At 67.7% G+C, this 23,897-nt stretch carries 23 protein-coding genes; 15 read left to right on the top strand and 8 right to left on the bottom strand.

Annotated features, from left to right (window positions below; all coding sequences use genetic code 11):
- Positions 1-26 precede the first annotated feature (26 nt).
- The 6 genes from ACSFBC_RS19915 (at position 27) to ACSFBC_RS19890 (ending at position 5,077) form a co-directional block, all read left to right on the top strand.
- Entirely contained in the window at positions 27-1,307 is a 1,281-nt protein-coding gene (locus tag ACSFBC_RS19915) for an ABC transporter substrate-binding protein (RefSeq protein WP_435512083.1), read from the top strand.
- Positions 1,308-1,422: 115 nt separating this feature from the next.
- Positions 1,423-2,295, top strand: coding sequence for an ABC transporter permease (locus tag ACSFBC_RS19910; protein ID WP_435512082.1), 873 nt, complete (start codon positions 1,423-1,425; stop codon positions 2,293-2,295).
- Complete coding sequence (locus ACSFBC_RS19905) at positions 2,292-3,182, top strand: ABC transporter permease (protein WP_435512081.1); 891 nt, start codon at positions 2,292-2,294, stop codon at positions 3,180-3,182. The genes ACSFBC_RS19910 and ACSFBC_RS19905 overlap by 4 nt, the downstream gene beginning before the upstream one ends.
- Before the next feature lie 13 nt (positions 3,183-3,195).
- On the top strand, positions 3,196-3,921 hold the full coding sequence (locus tag ACSFBC_RS19900; RefSeq protein WP_435512080.1) for an aspartate/glutamate racemase family protein: 726 nt from the start codon (positions 3,196-3,198) through the stop codon (positions 3,919-3,921).
- An 80-nt stretch (positions 3,922-4,001) separates the two neighbouring features.
- Positions 4,002-4,328: a thioredoxin family protein gene (locus ACSFBC_RS19895; RefSeq protein ID WP_435512079.1), complete on the top strand. Its 327-nt coding sequence runs from the start codon at positions 4,002-4,004 to the stop codon at positions 4,326-4,328.
- Positions 4,329-4,531: 203 nt separating this feature from the next.
- The gene (locus ACSFBC_RS19890; RefSeq protein WP_435512078.1) at positions 4,532-5,077 is read left to right on the top strand and encodes a Spy/CpxP family protein refolding chaperone; all 546 of its coding nucleotides are present in this window, start codon (positions 4,532-4,534) and stop codon (positions 5,075-5,077) included.
- A 75-nt stretch (positions 5,078-5,152) separates the two neighbouring features.
- Here the strand turns inward: ACSFBC_RS19890 and ACSFBC_RS19885 are convergent, their stop codons facing one another.
- Positions 5,153-5,566, bottom strand: a complete 414-nt coding sequence (locus ACSFBC_RS19885; protein WP_435512077.1) for a serine/threonine protein kinase — start codon at positions 5,564-5,566, stop codon at positions 5,153-5,155.
- A 300-nt stretch (positions 5,567-5,866) separates the two neighbouring features.
- Between ACSFBC_RS19885 and ACSFBC_RS19880 the strand changes: the two genes are divergently transcribed.
- The 6 genes from ACSFBC_RS19880 (at position 5,867) to ACSFBC_RS19855 (ending at position 12,449) form a co-directional block, all read left to right on the top strand.
- Entirely contained in the window at positions 5,867-6,595 is a 729-nt protein-coding gene (locus tag ACSFBC_RS19880) for an endonuclease/exonuclease/phosphatase family protein (RefSeq protein WP_435512246.1), read from the top strand.
- Positions 6,592-7,827, top strand: coding sequence for a cardiolipin synthase ClsB (gene clsB, locus ACSFBC_RS19875; RefSeq protein WP_435512076.1), 1,236 nt, complete (start codon positions 6,592-6,594; stop codon positions 7,825-7,827). The genes ACSFBC_RS19880 and clsB overlap by 4 nt, the downstream gene beginning before the upstream one ends.
- Positions 7,827-8,816, top strand: a complete 990-nt coding sequence (locus ACSFBC_RS19870; RefSeq protein ID WP_435512075.1) for a lysylphosphatidylglycerol synthase domain-containing protein — start codon at positions 7,827-7,829, stop codon at positions 8,814-8,816. The genes clsB and ACSFBC_RS19870 overlap by 1 nt, the downstream gene beginning before the upstream one ends.
- 45 nt (positions 8,817-8,861) lie before the next feature.
- A complete protein-coding gene (locus ACSFBC_RS19865; RefSeq protein ID WP_435512074.1) occupies positions 8,862-10,160 on the top strand; it encodes a putative DNA modification/repair radical SAM protein in 1,299 nt (432 codons plus the stop codon).
- Positions 10,161-10,202: 42 nt separating this feature from the next.
- The gene (locus tag ACSFBC_RS19860; protein WP_435512073.1) at positions 10,203-11,744 is read left to right on the top strand and encodes a UdgX family uracil-DNA binding protein; all 1,542 of its coding nucleotides are present in this window, start codon (positions 10,203-10,205) and stop codon (positions 11,742-11,744) included.
- Between the two features lie 210 nt (positions 11,745-11,954).
- Positions 11,955-12,449, top strand: coding sequence for a polyhydroxyalkanoate granule-associated phasin (locus tag ACSFBC_RS19855; RefSeq protein ID WP_435512072.1), 495 nt, complete (start codon positions 11,955-11,957; stop codon positions 12,447-12,449).
- On the opposite strand, the gene ACSFBC_RS19850 is transcribed toward ACSFBC_RS19855, so the two are convergent.
- The 3 genes from ACSFBC_RS19850 to ACSFBC_RS19840 all read right to left on the bottom strand — a co-directional run bounded on the left by ACSFBC_RS19850 (position 12,450) and on the right by ACSFBC_RS19840 (position 14,735).
- Positions 12,450-13,631 carry a metallophosphoesterase gene (locus tag ACSFBC_RS19850; RefSeq protein WP_435512071.1) on the bottom strand — a complete coding sequence of 394 codons (1,182 nt, stop codon included), beginning with the start codon at positions 13,629-13,631 and terminating at the stop codon, positions 12,450-12,452.
- Positions 13,632-13,759: 128 nt separating this feature from the next.
- Positions 13,760-14,266: a hypothetical protein gene (locus ACSFBC_RS19845; protein ID WP_435512070.1), complete on the bottom strand. Its 507-nt coding sequence runs from the start codon at positions 14,264-14,266 to the stop codon at positions 13,760-13,762.
- A 205-nt stretch (positions 14,267-14,471) separates the two neighbouring features.
- A complete protein-coding gene (locus ACSFBC_RS19840) occupies positions 14,472-14,735 on the bottom strand; it encodes a hypothetical protein (protein WP_435512069.1) in 264 nt (87 codons plus the stop codon).
- A 240-nt stretch (positions 14,736-14,975) separates the two neighbouring features.
- On the opposite strand from ACSFBC_RS19840, the gene ACSFBC_RS19835 reads away from it, so the two are divergent.
- Entirely contained in the window at positions 14,976-15,242 is a 267-nt protein-coding gene (locus ACSFBC_RS19835; RefSeq protein WP_435512068.1) for a hypothetical protein, read from the top strand.
- Complete coding sequence (locus ACSFBC_RS19830; protein ID WP_435512067.1) at positions 15,239-15,595, top strand: hypothetical protein; 357 nt, start codon at positions 15,239-15,241, stop codon at positions 15,593-15,595. Before ACSFBC_RS19835 ends, ACSFBC_RS19830 begins: the two co-directional genes overlap by 4 nt.
- Before the next feature lie 191 nt (positions 15,596-15,786).
- On the opposite strand, the gene ACSFBC_RS19825 is transcribed toward ACSFBC_RS19830, so the two are convergent.
- On the bottom strand, positions 15,787-15,954 hold the full coding sequence (locus ACSFBC_RS19825; protein WP_435512066.1) for a hypothetical protein: 168 nt from the start codon (positions 15,952-15,954) through the stop codon (positions 15,787-15,789).
- 166 nt (positions 15,955-16,120) lie between these two features.
- On the opposite strand from ACSFBC_RS19825, the gene ACSFBC_RS19820 reads away from it, so the two are divergent.
- Positions 16,121-18,493, top strand: coding sequence for a DNA polymerase II (locus ACSFBC_RS19820; protein ID WP_435512065.1), 2,373 nt, complete (start codon positions 16,121-16,123; stop codon positions 18,491-18,493).
- A 56-nt stretch (positions 18,494-18,549) separates the two neighbouring features.
- Here the strand turns inward: ACSFBC_RS19820 and gyrB are convergent, their stop codons facing one another.
- The 3 genes from gyrB to dnaA form a co-directional block, all read right to left on the bottom strand.
- Positions 18,550-21,168, bottom strand: coding sequence for a DNA topoisomerase (ATP-hydrolyzing) subunit B (gene gyrB / locus ACSFBC_RS19815; RefSeq protein WP_435512064.1), 2,619 nt, complete (start codon positions 21,166-21,168; stop codon positions 18,550-18,552).
- A gap of 163 nt (positions 21,169-21,331) precedes the next feature.
- Complete coding sequence (gene dnaN / locus ACSFBC_RS19810; RefSeq protein WP_435512063.1) at positions 21,332-22,438, bottom strand: DNA polymerase III subunit beta; 1,107 nt, start codon at positions 22,436-22,438, stop codon at positions 21,332-21,334.
- Between the two features lie 69 nt (positions 22,439-22,507).
- Complete coding sequence (gene dnaA / locus ACSFBC_RS19805) at positions 22,508-23,887, bottom strand: chromosomal replication initiator protein DnaA (RefSeq protein WP_435512062.1); 1,380 nt, start codon at positions 23,885-23,887, stop codon at positions 22,508-22,510.
- Positions 23,888-23,897: the final 10 nt, after the last annotated feature.

Raw genomic sequence — 23,897 nt, 5'->3', positions numbered from 1 at the left:
TTCCTACTGCAACCGGAGACTTCCCCATGTCCGACCCCATCGACACGTTCGCCCCCGGCCTCCAGCGCCGCACCCTGATCCAGGGCGGCACCGGCCTGGCCGGCATCCTCGCCGCGGGCATGGCGCCCTTCGTCCATGCGCAGGAGAAGATCGTGCTGCGCTACCTGGGCACCGCGGTCAACCAGGACAAGGCGATCGCCGAGAAGTTCAAGGCCGACACCGGCATCGAGATCCAGTACGTGGCCGTGACCACCGACGACGTGACCAAGCGCGCCGTGACCGCGCCCAACAGCTTCGACCTGATCGACACCGAGTACTTCTCGCTGAAGAAGATCGTGCCCACGGGCAATCTGAAGGGCATCGACAGCCAGCGCGTGAAGAACGCCGACAAGATCACTTCGCTGTTCACCAAGGGCGAAGTCGCGGGCAAGAAGGTCGGCGACCAGGGCACGGCGCCGATCAAGGTGATCTATCTCGAGGGCGAGAAGAGCAAGGTGTTCGCCAAGTCGCCCACGCAGTTCATGTCGCTGATCCCGACCACCTACAACGCCGACACGCTGGGCATCCGGCCCGACCTGATCAAGCGCCCGATCTCCTCGTGGGCCGAGCTGCTCAACCCCGAATTCAAGGGCAAGACCGCGATCCTGAACATCCCGTCGATCGGCATCATGGACGCCGCGATGGTGGTGGAGGCCAAGGGCATCCACAAGTACAAGGACAAGGGCAACATGAGCAAGGCCGAGATCGACCTCACGATCAAGACCCTGATCGAGGCCAAGAAAGCCGGCCAGTTCCGCGCGCTGTGGAAGGACTTCAACGAGTCGGTGAACCTGATGGCCTCGGGCGAGGTGGTGATCCAGTCGATGTGGTCGCCGGCCGTCACTGCCGTGCGCAGCAAGGGCATCGCCTGCACCTTCCAGCCGCTCAAGGAAGGCTATCGCGCCTGGGCCTCGGGCTTCGGCCTGCCGGCCACGCTGCAAGGCCGGAAGCTCGACGGCGCCTACGAATTCATCAACTGGTTCCTCGACGGCTGGGCCGGTGCCTACCTCAACCGCCAGGGCTACTACAGCGCAGTGCTCGAGACCGCCAAGGCCAAGATGGAAGCCTACGAGTGGGCCTACTGGATGGAGGGCAAGGCCGCCACGCAGGACATCAAGAGCCCGGGCGGCGACGTGATCGCCAAGGTCGGCGCCGTGCGCGACGGCGGCAGCTACGAGCAGCGCATGGGCGGCATTGCGTGCTGGAACGCAGTCATGGATGAAAACGAGTACATGGTCCGGAAGTGGAACGAGTTCGTCGCAGCCTGATCATGCGAGCCCCTTTCGTGAAACACCGCGGAACCGGCTTTGCCGGGCCGCTGGTGTTGCCCCCGGTAGGGGGTTGGCGTAGCGACACGAAGTGCGCGAAGACTGGGGGCGAGCTTTGACGCTCAAGGCCTGGTGGCAGGCCGCGCCCTTCGCGCTGGTGTTCCTGCTGTTCTTCCTGATCCCGCTGGCCCTGGTGGCGATGGTCAGCCTGTGGAACTTCAACGAGTACGAGCTGATCCCGGCCATCACGCTGCGCAACTACCTGAGCCTGTTCGAAGGCTGTTCGCGGCTCACCGACAACGGCGACCTGTGCGTCACGCTGAGCACCTATCTCAGCACGCTCAAGTTCTGCCTGCTGGTCTGGGGCCTCACGTTGCTGATCGGTTTCGCGGTGGCCTACTTCCTCGCCTTCCACGTGCGCTCGTCGACGATGCAAACAGTGCTCTTCGTGCTGTGCACCGTGCCCTTCTGGACCTCCAACGTGATCCGCATGATCTCGTGGGTTCCGCTGCTGGGGCGCAACGGACTGGTGAACCAGGGGCTGATGGGCATCGGCCTGGTGGACCAGCCGGTCGAGTGGCTGCTGTTCTCCGACTTCTCGGTGGTGCTGGCCTTCGTGCACCTCTACACGATGTTCATGATCGTGCCGATCTTCAACTCGATGATGCGCATCGACCGCTCGCTGCTCGAGGCCGCGAGCGATGCGGGCGCGTCGGCCTGGCAGACGCTGTGGAACGTGGTGGTGCCGCTGTCGCGCACCGGCATCCTGATCGGCTCGATCTTCGTCATCACCATCGTGATGGGCGACTTCGTCACCATCGGCGTGATGGGCGGCCAGCAGATCGCGTCCATCGGCAAGATCATCCAGGTGCAGACCTCGTACCTGCAGTTTCCACTCGCCGCGGCCAACGCGATGATCCTGCTGGCCGTGGTGCTGATGATCATCTGGGGTCTGACCCGGCTGGTCGATATCCGAAAAGAACTATGAGCACGCGCATCGGAGAACAACGCGCCGCCGGCTTCTGGCCGCTGGCTTTCGTGTTCGCGCTCTTCGTGCTGTTCCTCTACGGCCCGATGATCACGATCTTCGTGCTGAGCTTCCAGGGCCCCGAGGGCGGCCTGACCTTTCCGCTGCGCGGCGTGTCGCTGCACTGGTTCCACAAGCTGGCCGAGGGGCTGGGCACGGTCGACATCGCCGCGGCCTTCCGCCGTTCGCTGATGCTGGGCGCGGTGGTGATGGCCTGCACCGTGGGGCTGTCGGTGCTCGCCGGCCTGGCCTTCCGCAAGAAGCTCGCCGGCGGCAACCTGCTGTTCTTCGTCACCGTGGCCAGCCTGATCATGCCGTCGATCATCGTGTCGCTGGGCATCGGGCTGCAGTTCCGGCTGCTCGACACGGGCATCAAGGATGCACTCACCGCGATGGATGCGACCGCCACCCTCGAGAACTACGGCACCGCGCTGGGGCTGCTCACGTCCGCGCTCGGTGCGCACCTGACCTGGACCCTGCCCTTCGGCCTGTTGATCATGTTCGCGGTGTTCAACCGCTTCAACCCGGCCTACGAGGAAGCCGCGCGCGACCTCGGCGCCACGCCCTGGCAGACCTTCCGCCACGTCGTGCTGCCGCTGATCGGGCCGTCGATCGTGGGTGTCGGCATGTTCGGCTTCACGCTCAGCTGGGACGAGATCGCGCGCACCTCGCAGGCCATCGGCGACGTCAACACACTGCCGCTCGAACTGCAGGCGCTGACCTCCACCGTGACCACGCCCTCGATCTACGCGCTGGGCACGGTCACGACCCTCGTCTCGCTGGCCGTGATGGCCATCGCGCTGGGCGGCGTGGCGTTGCTGCGTCGGCGTTCCCTCCACCCCCGCTGAGGAGGTCCGATCGATGCCCCGACTGCTCGTGATCAACCCCAACACCTCGGCCGCGGTATCGGCGCTGCTGCAGCAGCATGTGCAATCCGGCGTCGACAAGGCGTTGGACGTGCAGACCGTCACGGCCCGCTTCGGCGCACCTTACATCGCTTCCGAGGCCGGCTATGCGGTGGCCAACCATGCGGTGCTCGACGCCTGGGCCGCCGAGGTGGCAAAGAATGGCCGGCCCGATGCGGTGCTGATCGGCTGCTTCGGCGACCCGGGCCTGTTCGCGCTGCGCGAAGGCGCGGGCGTGCCCGTGGGCGGCCTGGCCGAAGCCGCGTTCTCGGCCGCGGCCTGGCATGGCCGCTTCGCCATCGTGACCGGCGGCGACCGCTGGCGACCGATGCTGGCGCGCCTGGCCCATGCGCTGGGCCATACGCAGACGCTGGCCGGCATCCACACGGTGGCGCCCACGGGCGCGCAGCTCGCGGCCGATCCCGTGGGTGCGCGCCAACTGCTGGCCGACGCCTGCCGCCAGGCGGCCGAGCGCTTCGATGCGCAGGCGGTGATCCTGGGCGGCGCGGGGCTCGCCGGCATGGCGGCGGACATCGCGTCGCAGGTGCCGGTGCCGCTGATCGACAGCGTGCAGGCCGGTGCGCAGTGGGCCGTCGATGCGTTGCGGCGCAAGGAGGCCGTCAACGGCGGCTTCGGCGTCGATTGGCAGAACGTCTCGTGGGAGCTCGCGGCCCTGGACTGACGGCGGGCTTTGGTCCGGGCTGACGACGGTCGGGGAGCCGACATGCCACCATGAGGGCAGATCGGACCCAGGAACACTTCATGACACAGCCCTACCTCCCCGAGACCCAGACCCGCGCGCAAGTCGACGCCCTGCCAGGCGCCGCCGTGATCGATTTCGGCACCAACTGGTGCGGCCACTGCCAGGCCGCGCAGCCACTGGTGGACCGTGCGTTCGAAGGCCATCCCGACCTGGCGCATCACAAGGTCGAGGACGGCAGCGGCCGTGCGCTGGGCCGCTCGTTCAAGGTCAGGCTCTGGCCTACGCTGGTGTTCCTGCGCGACGGGCAGGAGGTCGCGCGCCTGGTGCGGCCCACCGACCCGGCCGCCATCGACGCCGCGCTGGCCGCGCTCGCACCTGCGGCCTGAGGCCATCGGCCGGCGCCGCTTGACGCTTCTTTACGCACGCTCACGCGGCGTTGACTGGAAGGCCGAAGCCCCGATACATGACACCGACAAACTTCCCTTCACCTGCTGCCGAGAGGCGATAGGCAGGACACCGGCCCGATCCCTCTCGCGAGGAACATGAATCGGCAGGTCGATGTCCTCACCCCTTGAAAGGAAATGCTCTCATGATCACCGCACGTCAACGCATCCTCTGGGCCAGCCTGCTGGCCTCGGCCACCTTCGCCGCCTCGGCACAGACCCCTCCGCCCGCCGCCCCTGCCGGACCCGAGACACGGACCGAACAGCGCGCGCACAAGCCGCGCGACGGCAAGTTCGCCGAGCGCATGCAGGAGCGCCGCGTCAAGCACCTGGCCGATCTCAAGGCCAAGCTCAAGCTCGAAGCGTCGCAGGAAAGCGCCTGGACCACCTTCACCAGTGCCACGCAGCCGCCGGCCCCGCCTCCGCGTGCCGACCGCGAAGCCGCACGCGCCGAGTTCGCCAAGCTGACCACGCCGCAACGCCTCGACCGCATGCAGGCCCGCCAGAGCGAGCGCGCCGCGCGCTTCGCCCAGCGTGCCGATGCGACGCGCACCTTCTATGCCGCGCTCACGCCTGAGCAGCAGAAGACCTTCGACACCGAGGCGCTGAAGCACGGACCGCGTGGCCACGGCCACGGTCCGCGCGGGCACGGCCCCGACGGCCATCGCCCGACGCCTCCGGTCAAGGGCTGATCGCAACGGCCGGTTGAAAGAAAAGCCCGCGGCATCGAGAGATGCCGCGGGCTTTTTGCCGTGGGACGCGGAGGCTTATTTGGGCGTGCCGGTCGAGGTCTTGGGATTGGTCGGCACTTCCGGGCGCTCACCCTTCTCGCCGAACTGCGGCTTGGTCTTGAGTGCATCCTGGCGCACCTCGGCGCGCGTGGTGCCGCTCATCACCTGGGGCGTGGCATTGGGCTGGTTGTTGGTCATGGTGCTCGGCTCGCCGCCGGGCGTGTTGCTGTTGGCCGGGTTGCGGTTCTGCACGCGGGCTTCGGACTTCACCGCTTCGCGCGAAGCCGGCATGCTGCCGTCCGGGCGCTGGGTCGGGTTGGGCACGCCCGCACGTGTTTCGGTGCTGGGCTGGCCCGAGGTGGGGGGCGTGGTCACCAGACCTTGGGCGCTGACGGCGCCGGCCGCCATGAGACCGGCAAGAAGGGTGGCGTGGATCAAAGGGTTGCGCATGTTGTCTTCCTTGAAGTGTTGATCGGGGTGGCAGAAAGTGGGGCCTTTCATGGCGTCCTGAATTCACCGTAGGAGCCGCTTCGGTGCGCTTTTGTGGGGCGTGGGCACGGCCGGCTGTAGGACGTGGCGGGACACGGGTCGAAGAAGGTGAGGCGTCCTACAGCGGGCGGGCACGGTGGGCTCTACAAACATGCGGATGCTTTTTCCTTCCTTCGATCTGCCGTGAGCGCCCTTCCTTCCACCGCGGCCCCGGCGCCGGCTTCCACGACGGTGGCGCCAGCACCGGCGTCGCTCAAGGTCATGACCGTGAACACCCACAAGGGCTTCACGGCGCTCAACCGCAAGTTCATCCTGCCGGAGCTGCGCGAGGCGGTGCGGACCGTCGGTGCCGACGTGGTGTTTCTGCAGGAAGTGCAGGGCACGCACGACCGGCATGCGCGCAAGCACAGCAATTGGCCAGAGGCGCCGCACTACGAATTCCTGGCCGACACGATGTGGCCGCAGTTCGCCTACGGCCGCAACGCCGTCTATCCCAAGGGGCACCACGGCAACGCCGTGCTGTCGAAATTCCCGATCGTGCGTCACACCAACCACGACGTGTCCATCGCCGGGCCCGAGAAACGTGGGCTGCTGCATTGCGAGTTGCGCCTGCCCGGCCGCGTCGGCGCGGTGCACGTGATCTGCGCCCACCTCGGATTGGCCGAGTCGCATCGCCAGCAGCAGCTCGAGTTGCTGTGTCACATCGTGCGAGACGAGGTGCCGGCCGATGCACCGCTGGTGGTGGCCGGCGACTTCAACGACTGGCGCGGGCGGGCGCACCAGGTGCTGGCCGACGGAGCCGGCCTGCGGGAGGTTTTCCTGCAAGCCAACGGCGCGGCGGCCCGGACTTTTCCCGCGCGCTTCCCGCTGCTGTCGCTGGACCGCATCTACGTGCGCAACGCGGGCGTGCATTCGCCCGTCGTGCTGCCGCGGCGTCCGTGGTCTCATCTCTCGGACCATGCCCCGCTGGTGGCGGAGATCGAGCTGTGAGCGCGCGCCAGTGGAGCGAGGGCAACAAGCTCGAGCTGCTCGAGAACGGCGAGCAGTTCTTCCCGCGCGTGTTCGATGCGATCCGCGACGCGCAGCGCGAGGTGATCGTCGAGACGTTCATCCTGTTCGAGGACAAGGTCGGCAAGGGCCTGCATGCGGCCTTGCGTTCGGCCGCTCAGCGCGGCGTCAAGGTCGACCTGATGATCGACGGCTTCGGTTCGCCGGACCTGTCGCCCGAGTACATCGGCGGCCTGACCTCGGTGGGCGTCAAGGTGCGGGTGTTCGATCCGGGCCAGCGCATTTTCGGCCAGCGTCTGAACGTGTTCCGCCGCATGCACCGCAAGATCGTGGTGGTCGACGGCCAGCGGGCCTTCGTGGGCGGCATCAACTATTCGGCCGACCACCTGATGGATTTCGGCCCGCAGGCCAAGCAGGACTACTCGGTCGAGATCGGTGGGCCGATCGTCTCGGAGATCCATCGCTTCGTGCTGCATGCGATCGCGGTGGGCGGCAAGGGACCGAGCTGGTTCCGGCGCCGGCTGCGCGCAGCCCACCACGAACAGGTCAACGCACCGGCTGGCGAGGCGCAGGTGAAATTCGTCACGCGCGACAACCGTCGCCACACCAACGACATCGAGCGCCACTACCGCGCCGCGATCCGTACTGCGCGCGAACGCATCGTGATCGCGAACGCCTATTTCTTTCCCGGCTATCGGCTCATCAAGGAATTGCGGCGCGCGGCCCGGCGCGGCGTCGATGTGCGGCTGATCCTGCAGGGCGAGCCCGACATGCCGATCGTCAAGACCGCGGCCAGCCTGCTCTACCACCACCTGCTGCATGCAGGCGTGCGCATCTACGAGTACTGCGAGCGGCCCCTGCACGGCAAGGTCGCGGTGATGGACGACCGCTGGAGCACCGTGGGCTCGAGCAACCTCGATCCGCTGAGCCTGTCGCTCAACCTCGAGGCCAATGTGATCGTGCGTGACGCCGCCTTCAACCGCACGCTGAGCGATAGGCTGGAACATCTGATGGCACACAGCTGCAAGCAGATTCACGCCGAAGACCTGACCGAGTGGAGCGGCTGGCGCCTGGTGCGCAGCTTCTTCCTGTTCCATGTGCTGCGCTGGTACCCCTCGCTCACCGGCTGGCTGCCGCGCCATGCGCCGCGCCTCAAGCCGCTCGACCCGCCGCCGATTCCCTCGGCCGGCGCCACGCCGACCGAGGTCGCGTGATGGCCACGGCGCCTGCGGGCACCGCGCAGGCAGCGCCTGCCAGCGCCTGGCGCCGTGCGTGGCCCTGGGCCAAGCGCATCGGCACCTGGGTCTTCTTCATGCTGGTCGTGTGGCTGCTGGTGAAGCAGGCGCGCGGCATCGACTGGGACGACGTGATGGGCGCGTTCTCGCGCCTCCCTGCCACGACCTTGGGCATGGCCGGCGGTCTGGTCGCCTTGAGCTTCCTGCTGTACAGCACCTTCGACCTGCTGGGCCGGCACATCACCGGCCACGCCTTGCGCGCCGGCACCGTGATGGCCGTGACCTTCGTGAGCTACGCCTTCAACCTCAATCTGGGTTCGCTGGTGGGCGGCGTGGCCTTCCGCTACCGGCTGTACTCGCGGCTGGGACTGGACAACGACACCATCACGCGCGTGCTCGGCTTCAGCATGCTGACCAACTGGTTCGGCTATCTGGTGGTGGCCGGCGCGGCCTTCAGCTTCTGGCCGCTGGATTTGCCGGCCGACTGGAAGATCGGCAACGGCGGCCTGCGCATCCTCGGCGCGTCGCTGCTGGTGCTGGCCACGGCCTACCTCGCGCTGTGTGCTTTCGCGAGCGGGCGGACCTGGCATCTGCGCGGTCATGCCTGGCAGCCGCCCGCACTGCGCCTGGCGCTGCTGCAGCTCGTGATGTCGTGCGCCAACTGGTGCCTGATGGGCGGCGTGGTGTGGTTGCTGCTGCAGCAGAAAGTGCCCTATCCGGAGGTGCTGGCCGTGCTGCTGGTGGGCGCGGTGGCGGGCGTGATCACGCACGTGCCGGCCGGCCTCGGCGTGCTCGAGGCGGTGTTCGTCGCGCTGCTGTCGCACCGGCTGCCGCAGGGCCAGATCCTCGCCGGGCTGATCGGCTACCGCGCGCTCTACTACCTGACGCCCCTGGCCATCGCGACCCTGGGGTACCTCGTGATGGAAGCGCGCGCACGGCGCCTCGCGGCGGGCACGCCGGCCGATTGAGCCAACCCGCAAGCAGGGTTGTTCGCATGACTGTATATTCATACAGTGAACATCGATCGCAAGCTGGCCATCCTGGCCGACGCCGCCAAGTACGACGCCTCGTGCGCCTCCAGCGGCACGCGCGCGCGCAACTCGGTGGGGGGGCGCGGCATCGGCTCGACCGAAGGCTCGGGCATCTGCCACAGCTATGCGCCCGACGGCCGCTGCATCTCGCTGCTGAAGATCCTGCTGACCAACTTCTGCCAGTACGACTGCCTCTACTGCGTGAATCGCGTGACGAGCAACGTGCCGCGTGCCCGCTTCACCACCGACGAGGTGGTGCAGCTCACGCTCGACTTCTACCGCCGCAACTGCATCGAGGGCCTGTTCCTTTCGAGCGGCATCATCCAGAGCCCCGACCACACGATGGAGCAGGTGGTCGAGGTGGCGCGCGCGCTGCGTGAAGACCACGACTTCCGCGGCTACATCCACCTCAAGACCATCCCCGAGGCCTCGCCCGAGCTGCTGCAGCGCGCCGGCCGCTACGCCGACCGGCTCAGCATCAACGTCGAGCTGCCCACCACCGACGGCCTGGCCGCGCTCGCGCCCGAGAAGGACGGCGCCGGCATTCGCCGCGCGATGGCGCGCATGCGCGTGCACATCGACGATGCCAAGGGCGCGCGGCGCGACGCCGACGCGGGCACGGTCATGTCGATGCCCGGAGCGGCGCCGCGTCGCGCGCCGACACCGGTCTTCGCGCCGGCCGGCCAGAGCACGCAGATGATCGTGGGCGCCGATGCGGCCGACGACCGCACGCTGCTCGAGACCAGCGCGCAGCTCTATGGCGCCTACCGGCTGCGCCGCGTGTACTACTCGGCCTTCAGCCCGATCCCCGATGCGTCCTCGTCGCTGCCGCTGGCCGCACCGCCGCTGGTGCGCGAACACCGGCTCTACCAGGCCGACTGGTTGATGCGCTTCTACGGCTTCACGCACGACGAGATCGTGCCGGCGGCAGCGAACACCGAGGCCGGCGCGGCCGGCGGCATGCTCTCGCTCGACGTCGACCCCAAGCTGGCCTGGGCGCTGGCGCACCGCGAGCGCTTTCCGGTCGACCTCAACACCGCGCCGCGCGAGATGCTTCTGCGCGTGCCGGGCCTGGGCGTGAAGGCGGTCGAACGGCTGCTCATTGCTCGGCGCGTGCGCCAGGTGCGCAGTGCCGATCTGGGCCGGCTGCACGTGCCGCTGAAGAAGGTGCTGCCCTTCGTGCTGCTGGCCGACCATCGGCCGGGCCGCGCGCTCGATGCCGCCGGCTTCGCCGCGCGCTTCCGGCCAGCGCCGGTGCAGGCCTCGCTCTTTTCCGCCTGAATGCCTACAACGCGTGTGCCGTGCGCGCGCGACATTGCCGGCATGGCAACGCACACCGTCACGCTTTCCAGCGATACCGATTGGCCCGGCTTCCGCGGCGAGGCGCGCGCACTGTTGGCGCGCCAGGTGCCGCCGGAAGACGTGGTCTGGCACACGCGGGCCAGTGCCGAGAGCGACCTGTTCGCGGCCCTCGAGACACCGCGCGCGCAGGGCGTGAGCAGTGCCTCGGCGATCGTGCCGCCGGCCTTCGTGCGGCTCTGCGAGACCGTGGTGCTGCATGAAGACCCGGACCGCTTCGGCCTGCTCTACCGCTTGCTCTGGCGCCTGGTGCACGAGCCCACGCTGCGCCGCGACCCGCTCGATGCCGATCGCGTGCGGGCCCAGCACATGGCGCAGGCGGTGCGCCGCGACATGCACAAGATGAAGGCCTTCGTCCGCTTCCGGCCGCTGGAACAGGGGGAAGGCGAGGCGCCTTTGCACGTCGCGTGGTTCGAGCCCGACCACCACATCGTCGAAGCCGTCGCGCCTTTCTTCGTGCGACGTTTCGCGTCGATGCGCTGGGCCATCCTCACGCCCGAGCGTTCGGTGCAGTGGCATCCCGGCGCAGTGCCCGGTGGCGAGGGCGACACCGATGCGCGAATGCCTGCCGAAGGCCGGCTCGACCTCGGCCCTGGCGCGCGCCGCGAGGATGCACCGGCGGCCGATGCGGGCGAGGCGCTGTGGCTCACCTACTACCGCCACATCTTCAATCCGGCGCGGCTCAAGCTCGCGATGATGCAGAAGGAGATGCCGCGCCGTTATTGGCAGAACTTGCCCGAGGCCGTGCTGATCGCGCCGCTGGCGGCCGAGGCGTCGGCACGCAGCGGTCGCATGGTCGAGGCGCCAGCGACGGTGCCGGCGCGCCGCATCGTGCCGATCGCCCGTCCGCTCCTGGCCGAAGAAGACACGTCCGCCGACCCGACCGCCGCGCTGGCCCAACTGCGGCGTGCCACCGACCGCTGTCGCGAATGCCCGATCGGCGCGCACGCCACGCAGTCGGTGTTCGGCGAGGGACCGGTGGGCGCGGTGTTGATGGTGGTGGGCGAGCAGCCGGGCGACCAGGAGGACCTGCGTGGCCGCCCCTTCGTGGGTCCGGCGGGCCAGCTCTTCGACCGTGCGGTGCACGACCTCGGGTGGTCGCGCGAGGCGCTCTACGTGACCAACGCGGTCAAGCATTTCAAGTACGAGCTGCGCGGCAAGCGCCGCATCCACAAGACGCCCACGCAGCACGAGGCGCAGGCCTGCCTGCATTGGCTGGAAAGCGAGATGGCGCAGGTGCGCCCGCAGGCGGTGCTGGCGCTGGGCGCCACGGCCGCGCGCGCGGTGCTCGGACGCCCGGTGGCGGTGATGCGCGAACGCGGCCAGTGGCAGACCGGGCCGCGCGGCGAACCCGTGCTGGTCACGCTGCATCCCTCGGCGCTGCTGCGCGGCGATCCGCAGCACCGCGACGAAGCCTACGCTGCCTGGCTGGACGATCTGTCGAAGGCCACGCGCGTGCTGCGCGCGGAAACCGGCGAGGCGCAGGACGAAGCGGTCCTGCGCTGACGTCGCGCTGGCCAGCGGTCGAAGTGGCGCAGGCGCAGAAGCTGGCACCCGGCGGGGCGAGCGACACCCCCGTCGTGCGCCCAAAAAAACCGTGGCGCCGGCCATTTGTCTCTGTCCGCGGTAGGACGTGCCCCCATTCGATTGCTGCACTGCAGCATGAAAGGTGTTGCAGGCCTATAGTGGGTTCCTTTGCCACGTCGAAATGCTCGCATGTCTCCTACTTTCTCCTCGCGGTACTTCAATCCGCTGATGCTGTGGGCCGACGTCGCCCTCACGACCCAGGAGATGCTGCTGAGCGCTGCCGCCGTGATCCAGCTGCGCACCGAGCGCATGGCCCTGGCCGGTCTGGCGCCCAGCGATGTCGACAAGCTCGAGTTCCAGCTGATGGGTGAAGAAAAGCTCGCAGCGGTCAGTGAATCGGGCGCTGCCATCGCCAGCCAGCTGCACACCACCGGCTGTGCCCTCACACAGCGCACGGTGCGCGACTGGCTCGGCGGGACTTCCGCGTGGATCGGCCTGGCGACCAGCCTGTCGCCCGCGCAGGCCGCAGCGCACGGCCACGCGCTCATGAGCGCCGGCAACCGCACGCTCGCCAATGCGACGCAGATCGGCAGTGCCGGCGCGCGCGTGGTGCAGCGCGGACTCAAGCCGATCCATGCGCGGGCCACGGCCAACGCGCGTCGGCTCGCGCAGCCTGAAGCCTGATCAGCCCGCTACAAGACGCAGCAGCGTGATCTCCGAGGGCGCGCCGAAGCGCTTGGGCGGGCCCCAGTAGCCGGTGCCCCGGCTGGTGTAGACCCACATGTCGCGCAACCGGTGCAGGCCCGCAGTGAAGGGCTGCTGCAGCGGCACGAACAGGTTCCAGGGAAAGAACTGGCCGCCGTGCGTGTGGCCCGAGAGCTGCAGCTGAAAGCCGGCATCGGCTGCGGCCGGTGCGCTGCGCGGCTGGTGCGCGAGCAGCACGCGCGTGGTGGCCGAGGCGGGCGCGCCGGCCAGCGCCGCGTGCGGGTCGCTGGCCTGTGTGGCATCGAAATGCCCGGCGGTGAAATCGGTCACGCCGGCCAGCACCAGCGTGGCGTCGCCGCTCTCCTCGTCGGTCTGTGCGCCTGCGGCGCCGCGGGCATCGAGCAGCACATGCTCGTTGAGCAGCACGCGCAGCCCGAGCCGGCGCAGCTCGACGATCCAGGCTTGCGCACCCGCGTAGTACTCATGGTTGCCGGTCACCACGAAGGTGCCGTGCCGCGCGCGCAGGTCGGCCAGGGGCGCGATGTGGTCGCGCAGTTCGGCCACGCTGCCATCGACCAGGTCGCCGGTGATGGCGATGGCATCGGCCTCGAGCCGGTTGACCGCATCGACGATGCGCTGGATGTAGCCGCGCTTGATGGTCGGTCCGACGTGGATGTCGCTGAGCTGCACGATCGAGAAGCCGATCAGCGCGCTCGGCAGGTCGCTGATCGGCACATCGACGCGTTGCACCGATGCAGTACGGCGTGCATTGAAGAAGCCGACCCCGGTCACCGCCGTGGCCAGCAGCGGCACGGCGGCCGCGCTCCACCGGCGGGCCGATGCGCCGTCGAAAGTCAAGGCGCCGGCCCACTGGGCAGCCCAGCCGATCAGCAGGCCGGCATCGCGCACCAGCGTGAGCACCAGCAGCGAGGAGAACCAGCCCATGCACAGCAGGCCGACCCAGCGCCAGACGTCGTGCAGCGGCGGCCGCCGCGAACCCAGGCCCACGAAAGGCAGCGGCATGGTGGCGGCCGAGACGACCAGGGCGAGCAGCAATGCGAGGGCACCGACGGGCGCCAGGGCCCACAGCGCGGGCAGCAGGCGCAGGCCGATGTAGGCGTGCAGCAGCGCGGAAAGAAGGGTCAGGGGGCGAAGCGGCATGCGGGTCCGGAGGAAACGGGCGGCGCCCGGTAGCGCATGTGTGAGCCGCTCGCGGCGCATTCAAGCCCCGGGAGGCCGCGCGAAATGAAATCGGCGCGGGCGGCGCCGAAGGGAGTGTCAGAGCGCGTTCAGTGGCGCAACGTGCTGACGCCCTGCGTCAGCATGGTGCGCCCGCTCAGCGGCGGCACGTCGATGTTGGACGGCCAGACGAAGCGCGCCGTGCTCGGCATGCCGTTGAACACCGCGAGCTCCTGCGTGAGCGTGACGCCGCCGACCGTGGCTTCGACCGCGTACTCGCCCGGCTCCAGCCGCGCCAGCATCAGCGGACCGGTGGCCGTGGCCTCCATCACGGGCTTGCCGGTGTACTTGTTGAGGACCAGCACCTGCACGTCGCCCGGTGCCGCGCCGCGGGCGCCCTGCCCCAACGCGAATTCCAGCGTGGCGGCCCAGCGCGGGGCCACCATCTTGAGGAAGCTGGCCTCGTCCTTGTTGGCACCACCGCACATGTATTCCACGCCATCGGCCATGCGGATGGGCGGGTTCGCGGAAGCGTGCGCTGACATCACGGTGCAGAAAACAAGGGCGGCGCCGGCCAGGAGGGGCGCTGCGCGGTGCGAAGTACGGATGAAGTTCATGCTGTGCCGTCGTTCCAGGGTTGCGTCAGGAATTCTTCCCTAGCAAGAGTCGGGCAAGGTACAGCGTTTACGCTTAGAAACGGTGGGGCCGACCCTGATCACGCCGCCGCGGGCGACCGGATGCTGCCATCGGTAAGGGCTCGGATTGCCGCCTTCGCGCCCACCCGGCCGCAGGCACGGACGCGGCGCGCGCGCCGGGCCGTCGTCAGTCGTTGGCCTCGCGCGTCTGCGCCGCATCGGTGCCCTCGCCGCTTCCGGGCTCGCCGTCGCCCGGAAAGCCCTTGACCTTGTCCTGCTCCCGGCCCAGGCGGCTTCCTTCCATCGGATCGTCCTGGCCGATCGCGCGGTTCTGCGCGATGTTGCGTCCCGAGGCCGCGCCGCGGTCGCCGACGCGCGCCTCGTGTTGTTCGCCGGTGGCGGATGCGGTGGCGTCGGTGGCCGGGGTCAGCGGTGCCGTGGATGAGGTCATGGTGTTCCTTTGCAGCCGGGGCTGCGTATCGATGTGTCGATTCAGCGCATCGCTGCGCCGCACAGGGGCCGGCCGACGCTGCGCTCGCGCGTAGGTGCAGGCGCAGACCCCGACGCGTCCGGCCGGACCGGCATGCGGCCGCGCGTGCTTCCTACAGGGCGCCCCGCATCGCCTGCCTACGGTGGGTCCAAAGCCGTCGGATCTTCGACGGGCAGCCGGTCCCACGGCAAGGAGCCTTTCATGCGCAGCAATTCCCCCCTCCATCGCAGCGGCGATGGCACGCGTCCCACCACCGATGGTGGCGTGGACAACATCGGCGCCGGTGAGAAGTTCGCGCCCGGTCATGGCGACGATGCCGCACCCGCGCCGCGCGAGCGCATGGCCGATGCCAAGCTCAGCCCCGAGGCGACGCGCCATGACGAATCGGCGGCCTTCGGGTTGACCGAGGACCTGAAACCCGAGACCTCGCGCGACCCCACGCAGTCTTCGGATCGGAGCGGGTCATGAGCCGTGCATCGACGGGGCTGACCGCATGCGCGCTGGCCCTCCTGCTCGCGGGCGGCGGTGGGGTCCAGGCGCAGTCCTCGGGCAATCCCAAGGGCAGCATCGCGCCTTCGGCGCAGGGGAAGGCTGCTGCACCTGGCGCGAGCCGGTCCGGCGCTGCGGACAGCGGCACCGGTCCCATTCGCGCCGACCAGGGGCCGGCCGATGCGCGCATGCGGCGCACCGAGCCGCCGGGCGGTGGCACGGCCGGTGGTCTCACGCGGCGCAACCTGAACGCCAACGATCCCGAGGCGAAAGCCCGCAGCGACAAGGGCTCCGCCGCGCCGAGACCGGTGCCTGCGAACACGCAAAAGTAGCGATTCAGCCGTCGGGCGAGCCGGCATCGCGCGGCGGCGATGTCTTGCGCCTTGCTATGAGCCTCGTCACTGTGCGCTTCGGGGGCGTGCGGAAACAGCACCAGTTGGCACCGGAACGGGCATAGCAGAAGGAGAAGGTGTCGAGCATGCGCCGCGTTTGCCGCGTCTGAGCGGTAGCGACAAGGCCGCGATCAGGCCCGGTGGCCGGACAGGACCAGCTTCAATTCCAGCAGCATCATGACGCCGCCGGCCATGCGGTCGATCGCGGCCTTGAAGCGCAGGTAGGCGCGGCGCGGCCGCTCGGCCGGCAGGAAGGCGGCCAAGACGCTGGCGTACACGATGGCCGAAAGCTCTTGCATGAGAGGGCCTTGGAAGAGGTGAACGAATCTGCGTTGAGCCGCGAGGGAGGTGGCCGCTGCCGCAGCACGAAAACCTCCGCGCGAAGAAAGTCGGATCGATCTTGTTCGTCAGCGAAAATGGACGCCAGCCCATCACGTTCCCGCTCGATCCGAATACTAGACTCTCGTGGCGTCCAATGAATTCCAGGGCTTCATCCTCACCCGTCACTGGCGGGATGCGCCCGAGGGAACCCAGATCGACTACTGGCTGGCAACGGACGCGGGGCCGCGCAAGGTCGTCCTGACGTCGCAGACCTCGGTCGCCTTCGTCCAGGCCCGCCACCGCTCTGCCGTCGAGGCACTGCTGCCGTCCATGCCGGGGCTGGAACTGCGCGAACTCGAACTGAAGACCTTCGGCCAGGAGCCGGTCCTGGGCGTCTATGCGCGGCAGTTCCGCCAACTCGGCAAACTGGCCCGGGCGCTCCAGGCGCAGGAGATCCCGCTGCACGAAGCCGACGTCCGGCCGCATGACCGCTACCTGATGGAGCGCTTCATCTTTGCCGGCGTGCGGATCGAGGGCGGGCAGCAAGACGGTTCCACCCTCTTCAACGGCCGCCTCAGGCCCGCTCCCGACTACCGTCCGGAGGTCAAGGTGGTGTCCTTGGACATCGAGACGAGCGCAACCGAGGCGCTGTATTCCATCGCGCTCGACAGCGCGGCCGACCGCATCGTCTTCATGCTCGGCGAGGCACCGGAAAACGCGACGGCGCCGCCAGACTTCACCCTCGTCTACTGCGCAAGCCGCAGAGAGATGATCGAGCGGCTGAATGCCTGGTTCGTGGACCACGACCCGGATGTCCTCATCGGCTGGAACGTGGTGCAGTTCGACCTGCGCGTGCTGCAGAAAACCGCCGATGCCTGCGGCGTGCCGCTGCTCATGGGCCGTGAGCGCCGGCCCATCGCATGGCGCACCCACCCGGGCCGGCAGGGCTACCTGTTCGCACCCATGCCCGGGCGGGTGGTCATCGACGGCATCGACGCGCTGAAGGCGGCGATGTGGAGCTTTCCGTCCTTCAGCCTGGAGACCGTTTCCCAGGTGCTGCTGGACGAGGGCAAGGAGATCGGGGACGCGTACGACAAGATGGCCGAGATCGAGCGGCGCTACCAGGAAGACAAGCCGGCCCTTGCCAGCTACAACATCCGCGACTGCCAGCTGGTGCTTCGCATCTTCGACAAGGCCAGGCTGCTGCGCTTCGTGCTCGAGCGCGCGCAGACGACGGGCCTGCAGGCGGACCACTTCGGCGGCTCCATCGCGGCCTTCAGCCACCACTACCTGCCGCGCATGCACCGGCTGGGCTACGTGGCGCCGAACGTGGGGGACATCGCTGCCAAGGCCTACCCCGGCGGCTACGTCATGGACTCCAGGCCGGGCTTCTACGACTCGGTCGTGGTGCTGGACTACAAGAGCCTGTACCCCTCCATCATCCGCACCTTCCTGGTCGATCCCGTGGGCCTGGTCGAAGGCGCGACGCTCGGCGACCCTGCAGCGATCGTGCAGGGGCCGGAGGGCACCGCTTTCTCGCGCACCCGGCACTGCCTGCCGGACATCGTGACGACGCTGTCGCGCGCCCGCGATGAAGCCAAGCGGGCGGCGAACGAGCCGCTGTCGCAAGCGCTGAAGCTGCTCATGAACTCCTTTGCGGGCGTGCTGGGTGCGTCCGAGTGCCGGTTCTTCAATCCGAAGCTCGTCTCCGCCGTGACGTTGCGCGGGCACGAGATGATGAAGCTCACCCGCGACTTCGTGGAGCAGCGGGGCTACGAGGCCATCTACGGCGACACGGACTCCATCTTCATCTGGCTCAAACGGGCGCACACCAACGAGGACGCGCATGCCGTCGCGGCCGCCCTGGTCCAGGACATCAACGCCTGGTGGACACACAGATTGCGCGAGGAGCAAGGGCTCGAGAACCATCTCGAGATCGAGTTCGACACGCATTACGCGAAGTTCTTCATGCCCACCATCCGAGGCTCGGATGTCGGCAGCAAGAAGCGCTATGCCGGCCTGAGCGTCGATGCCCAGCATCGCGAAGAGATGGTCTACCGCGGGCTCGAAATGGCCCGAACCGACTGGACGCCGCTGGCCCGGCAATTTCAGGAGGGCCTGCTGTCGCGCATCTTCCACGACGAGCCCTACCGGGCCTTCGTGGCCGACTACGCACGGTCGATGCTGGAAGGCCGCATGGATGAGCTGCTCGTCTATCGAAAGCGCCTTCGTCACCAACTGGACGCCTACCAGGTCAACGTGCCGCCCCAGGTGCGCGCGGCGCGCATCGCCGACGCGCACAACGTGCGCGTCAACAGGCCTCAGCAGTACCAGAACGGCGGCTGGATTCGCTATGTGATGACGCAGGCCGGTCCCGAGCCGCTGGAGGCCCGGCGATCACGGATCGACTACGGGCACTACATGGCCAAGCAGCTCCAGCCCATTGCGGATGCGATTCTTCATCCGCTGGGGGATAGCTTTGTGGCGCTGACCACCGCGCAGCGCGGTCTGTTCTAGCGCTCTCAGCGGCGCATCGCCCCTGGGCGAGTCGATGCGCAACTTGCGAGCCGACGCTACACGTCGATGTTCGACGCCCGCAACGCGTTCTGCTCGATGAACTCGCGCCGTGGCTCGACCTCGTCGCCCATCAGCATGGTGAACACGCGGTCGGCTTCGATCGCGTCGTCGATCTGCACGCGCAGCAGGCGGCGCACGGTCGGGTCCATGGTGGTTTCCCACAGCTGCTCGGGGTTCATCTCGCCCAGACCCTTGTAGCGCTGGCGCGAGGTGGTGCGCTCGGCTTCGCCGATCAGCCACTTCATCGCGATGCGGAAGTCGGCGACCTTCTCTTCCTTGGCGCGCTCGCCTTCGCCGCGCTTGACCACCGCGCCTTCGCTCAGCAGGCCGCGGAAGGTGTTGGCGGCCGTGGCCAGCGCCGCGTAGTCGGCGCCGTGCACGAAGTCCTGCGTGATCACGCTGCTCTTGATGTTGCCGTGGTGGCGACGGCTGATGCGCAGCACCGGCTTGTCGGTGCGCACATCGAACTCGCTCGCGACTTCGGCGGGCGCGCCGCTGTCGTTGAGTTCGCGCAGCTTGGCCTGCAGCAGCACGGCCGAGGCTTCGGCCGATGCGGGCGTGTCGAGGTCGAGCGACACGCCGTCGGCGATCGCGCGCAGCGCGGCCGCGTCCATGAACACGCCCAGGCGGGCGATCACGGCCTGCGCCAGCTGGTGCTTGCGCGCCAGCTCGGCCAGCGTGTCGCCGGCGAGCGTGGTCGGGTTCGGGCCACCGGTCTCGATGCTCGCGTTCTGCAGCGCCACCTTCAGCAGGAAGGCGTCGAGCGCCGGGCCGTCCTTGAGGTATTGCTCTTCCTTGCCGACCTTGACCTTGTACAGCGGCGGCTGCGCGATGTAGATGTGGCCGCGCTCGACCAGCTCCGGCATCTGCCGGTAGAAGAAGGTCAGCAGCAGCGTGCGGATGTGGGCGCCGTCGACGTCGGCGTCGGTCATGATGATGATGCGGTGGTAGCGCAGCTTGGCGACGTTGAAGTCGTCGGCGCCGCCGCCGTTGGTGGTCGCGCCGGCGCGGCCGATGCCGGTGCCCAGGGCGGTGATCATCACCAGGATTTCGTTGCTGGTCAGCAGCTTCTCGTAGCGTGCCTTCTCGACGTTCAGGATCTTGCCGCGCAACGGCAGGATGGCCTGGAACTTCCGGTCGCGGCCCTGCTTGGCGGAGCCGCCGGCGGAGTCGCCCTCCACCAGGTAGACCTCGCACAGCGCCGGGTCCTTTTCCTGGCAGTCGGCCAGCTTGCCCGGCAGGCCCATGCCGTCGAGCACGCCCTTGCGGCGCGTCATTTCGCGGGCCTTGCGCGCGGCTTCGCGGGCACGGGCGGCTTCGACGATCTTGCCGCAGATGATCTTGGCGTCGTTCGGGCGTTCCTGCAGGTAGTCGGTGAGCAGGCGGCCGACGATGTCTTCCACCGGCGCGCGCACTTCGCTGGACACCAGCTTGTCCTTGGTCTGGCTCGAGAACTTGGGCTCGGGCACCTTCACGCTCAGCACGCAGCACAGGCCTTCGCGCATGTCGTCGCCGGTGACTTCGACCTTGGCCTTCTTGGCGAACTCGTGCTCTTCGATGTATTTGTTGATGACGCGGGTCATCGCGGCGCGCAGGCCGGTCAGGTGAGTGCCGCCGTCACGCTGCGGGATGTTGTTGGTGAAGCACAGCACCTGCTCGCTGTAGGCGCTGTTCCACTGCATCGCGACCTCGACGCCGATGTGCGTGCCGGGGATGCCACCATAGGTTTCGGCCGGCTTCTCACCCATCGCATAGAACACGTTGGGGTGCAGGACGGTCTTGCCCTTGTTGATGAATTCGACGAAGCCCTTGACGCCGCCGGCGCCCGAGAAGTCGTCTTCCTTGCCGGTGCGCTCGTCCTTCAGGCGGATGCGCACGCCGTTGTTCAGGAAGCTCAGCTCGCGCAGGCGCTTGCTCAGGATCTCGTAGTGGAAATCGTTGTTCTCTTTGAAGATTTCCGTGTCGGGCAGGAAGTGGACTTCGGTGCCGCGCTTGTCGGTGTCGCCGACGATCTTCATGGGCGAGACCTCGAAGCCGTTGACGGTTTCGAGCAGACGGTTCTGCACGAAGCCGCGACTGAATTCGAGTTCGTGGATCTTGCCTTCGCGGCGCACGACCAGGCGCAGCGTGATGCTCAGCGCGTTCACGCACGAGACGCCCACGCCGTGCAGGCCGCCCGAGACCTTGTAGCTGTTCTGGTTGAACTTGCCGCCGGCATGCAGCTCGGTCAGCGCGATCTCGGCGGCCGAGCGCTTGGGCTCGTGCTTGTCGTCCATCTTCACGCCGGTCGGGATGCCGCGGCCGTTGTCGGTGACGGAGATCGAGTTGTCGGAGTGGATGGTGACGACGATGTCGTCGCAATGGCCGGCCAGCGCTTCGTCGATGGAGTTGTCCACCACTTCGAACACCAGGTGGTGCAGCCCGGTGCCGTCGGAGGTGTCGCCGATGTACATGCCGGGGCGCTTGCGCACCGCTTCCAGCCCTTCGAGGATCGTGATCGAGCCCTCGCCGTACGAGGTGTCGGCGGGCGTGACTTCAATCGGAATCGCGCTCTCGATTTCCGGGGTGTAGACCGGTTCGGTGTGCGGAACTTCCGGCTTGTTTTCTTCGCTCATAGGACTCTTTCAAACTCTCTCTTTACGGGATGGGCGGCGTGCCGCTCTCATTCCAGGAACACCGCGGAACCGGCTCTGCCGGGCCGCTGGTGTTGCCCCCTTGAGGGGGAAGGCGCACGCGACACGAAGTGCGCGCAGCCTTCGGGGGTGGGTCAAATTCAGACTAGATCCGCATGGGCATCACGACGTACTTGAACGACGCGTTCTCGGGAATGGTCAGCAGCGCCGAGCTGTTGGAGTCGGCCAGGTCCAGCTTGACCATGTCCTGGCTCATGTTCGCGAGTGCGTCGATCAGGTAAGTCACGTTGAAGCCGATCTCGATCGCGTCGCCGCCGTAGTCGATGTCGAGCTCGTCCTGTGCTTCTTCCTGTTCGGCATTGCTCGAGGCGATGCGCAGCGTGCCGGGCTCGAGGTTGAGCCGCACGCCCTTGAACTTGTCCGAGGTCAGGATGGCGGTGCGCTGCAGGCTGGCCAGCAGCGTGGCGCGGCCCAGGGTCACGGTGTTCTTGTGGGCCTTGGGGATCACGCGGTTGTAGTCGGGGAACTTGCCCTCGACCAGCTTGGTGACGAACTCCATGCCGCCGAAGCTGAACTTGGCCTGGTTGTTGGCGAACTGCATGTCGATCGCGCCTTCGGCGTCGGACAGCAGGCGCTGCATCTCGATCACGGTCTTGCGCGGCAGGATCACTTCCTGGCGCGGCACTTCGACCTCGAGCATCGCCGAGGCGAAGGCCAGGCGGTGGCCGTCGGTCGCGACCAGGCTCAGCTGCTTGCCTTCGGCCACGAACAGGATGCCGTTGAGGTAGTAGCGGATGTCATGCACCGCCATCGCGAAGGAGACCTGGCCCAGCAGGTCCTTGAGCGTCTTCTGCGGCACGCTGAACACCGGGCCGAAATTGGCCGCTTCCTGCACCAGCGGGAAGTCCTCGGCCGGCAGCGACTGCAGCGTGAAGCGGCTCTTGCCGCCCTTGAGCACCAGCTTGCTGGCGCTCGATTCCAGGCTCACGGTCTGGTCGGTGGGCATGGTGCGCAGGATGTCGATCAGCTTGCGCGCGCCGATGGTGGTCGTGAAGTTGCCTTCGTCACCGCCCAGTTCGGCCGAGGTGCGGATCTGGATCTCCAGGTCGCTCGTGGTGAGCTGCAGCTGGCCGCCGGTCTTGCGGATCAGCACGTTGGCCAGGATCGGCAGCGTGTGACGCCGCTCCACGATGCCCGCCACCGACTGCAGCGCGGCGAGGACTTTGTCTTGTGTTGCCTTCAGGACGATCATGTCGATTACCTCTTCCTCGTTTCGTTCGAATCGTTTGTGTGCGGTGCTGAGCGTAGCGGGTGCCGGCGGTTAGCCCTTGAGGGTCTGCTCGAGCACGTGAAGCTGCTGGTTGAGCTCGGTGAGCTGCTGGCGCTCGCCCGAGATCTTGCGCACCGCATGCAACACCGTGGTGTGGTCGCGGCCACCGAACAGCTCGCCGATCTCCGGCAGGCTCTTCTGCGTGAGCTCCTTGGCCAGGTACATCGCGATCTGCCGCGGCCGCGCAATGCTGGCCGGGCGTTTCTTGCTGTACATGTCGGCGACCTTGATCTTGTAGTAGTCGGCCACCGTCTTCTGGATGTTTTCCACAGAGATCTGCCGATTCTGGATCGACAGCAGATCGCGCAACGCCTCGCGCGCCAGGGCGATCGAGATCTCCTTCTGGTTGAAGCGCGAGTAGGCCAGGATCTTGCGCAGCGCGCCTTCGAGTTCGCGCACGTTGGAGCGCACGTTCTTCGCCACGAAGAAGGCGACTTCTTCCGGCATCTCGGCCGATTCGGCACGCGCCTTGTTGATCAGGATGGCCACGCGCATCTCGAGCTCGGGCGGCTCGATCGCCACCGTCAGGCCCGAATCGAAGCGCGACACCAGCCGCTCGTGGATGTCGGCCAGACCCTTGGGATAGGTGTCGCTGGTCATCACGATGTGCGACTTCTTGGCCAGCAGGGCCTCGAACGCGTTGAAGAACTCTTCCTGCGTGCGGTCCTTGTTGGCGAAGAACTGCACGTCGTCGATCAGCAGCAGGTCGAGCGAGTGGTAGCGTTCCTTGAATTCGTCGAAGGTCTTGCGCTGGTAGGCCTTGACCACATCCGACACGAACTGTTCGGCGTGGATGTAGAGAACCTTGGAGTCCGGCTTGTCGGCCAGCAGCCGGTTGCCCACAGCGTGCATCAGGTGGGTCTTGCCCAAGCCGACGCCGCCGTAGATGAACAACGGGTTGTACAGATGGCCGGGCATGCCCGAAACGTGCATCGCCGCGGCGCGCGCCATGCGGTTGGCCGTGCCTTCCACCAGCGTGTCGAAGGTCAGGCCGGAGTTGAGCCGGTTCTTGAACGCGGCCAATGCCGGGTCCTCGCCCAGGCCGGCCACTTCGCGCGGCACGTCGGTCTCGACCATGATGGCCATCGGCGACTGGCGCACGGGCGCCTCACGCGCAGCGAGCGCCAACTCCACGGACACAGGCTGGCCGTAGATCTTCTCGGCCATGGCGGCGATCTTGCCGGCGTACTGGGCCCGGATCCAGTCGAGCTTGAAGCGGTTCGCGACAAACACCGTCATGCGCGACAGGTCGTCCGTGACCTGCGCTGTCAGCGGCTTGATCCAGGTGTTGAACTGTTGCTCCGACAGCTCCTGCGCGAGTTGGTCGACGCAGGCCTGCCAGAGGCTGTCACCCGCGCCGTCGTTCGGCATGGGCGGGTTG

Source organism: Variovorax frigidus (genome assembly GCF_051216515.1).
In the GTDB taxonomy this organism is placed as follows: domain Bacteria; phylum Pseudomonadota; class Gammaproteobacteria; order Burkholderiales; family Burkholderiaceae_C; genus Variovorax.
The sequence above is the reverse complement of the archived record's forward strand: the minus strand, read 5'-3'. Positions and strand labels throughout refer to the sequence as shown.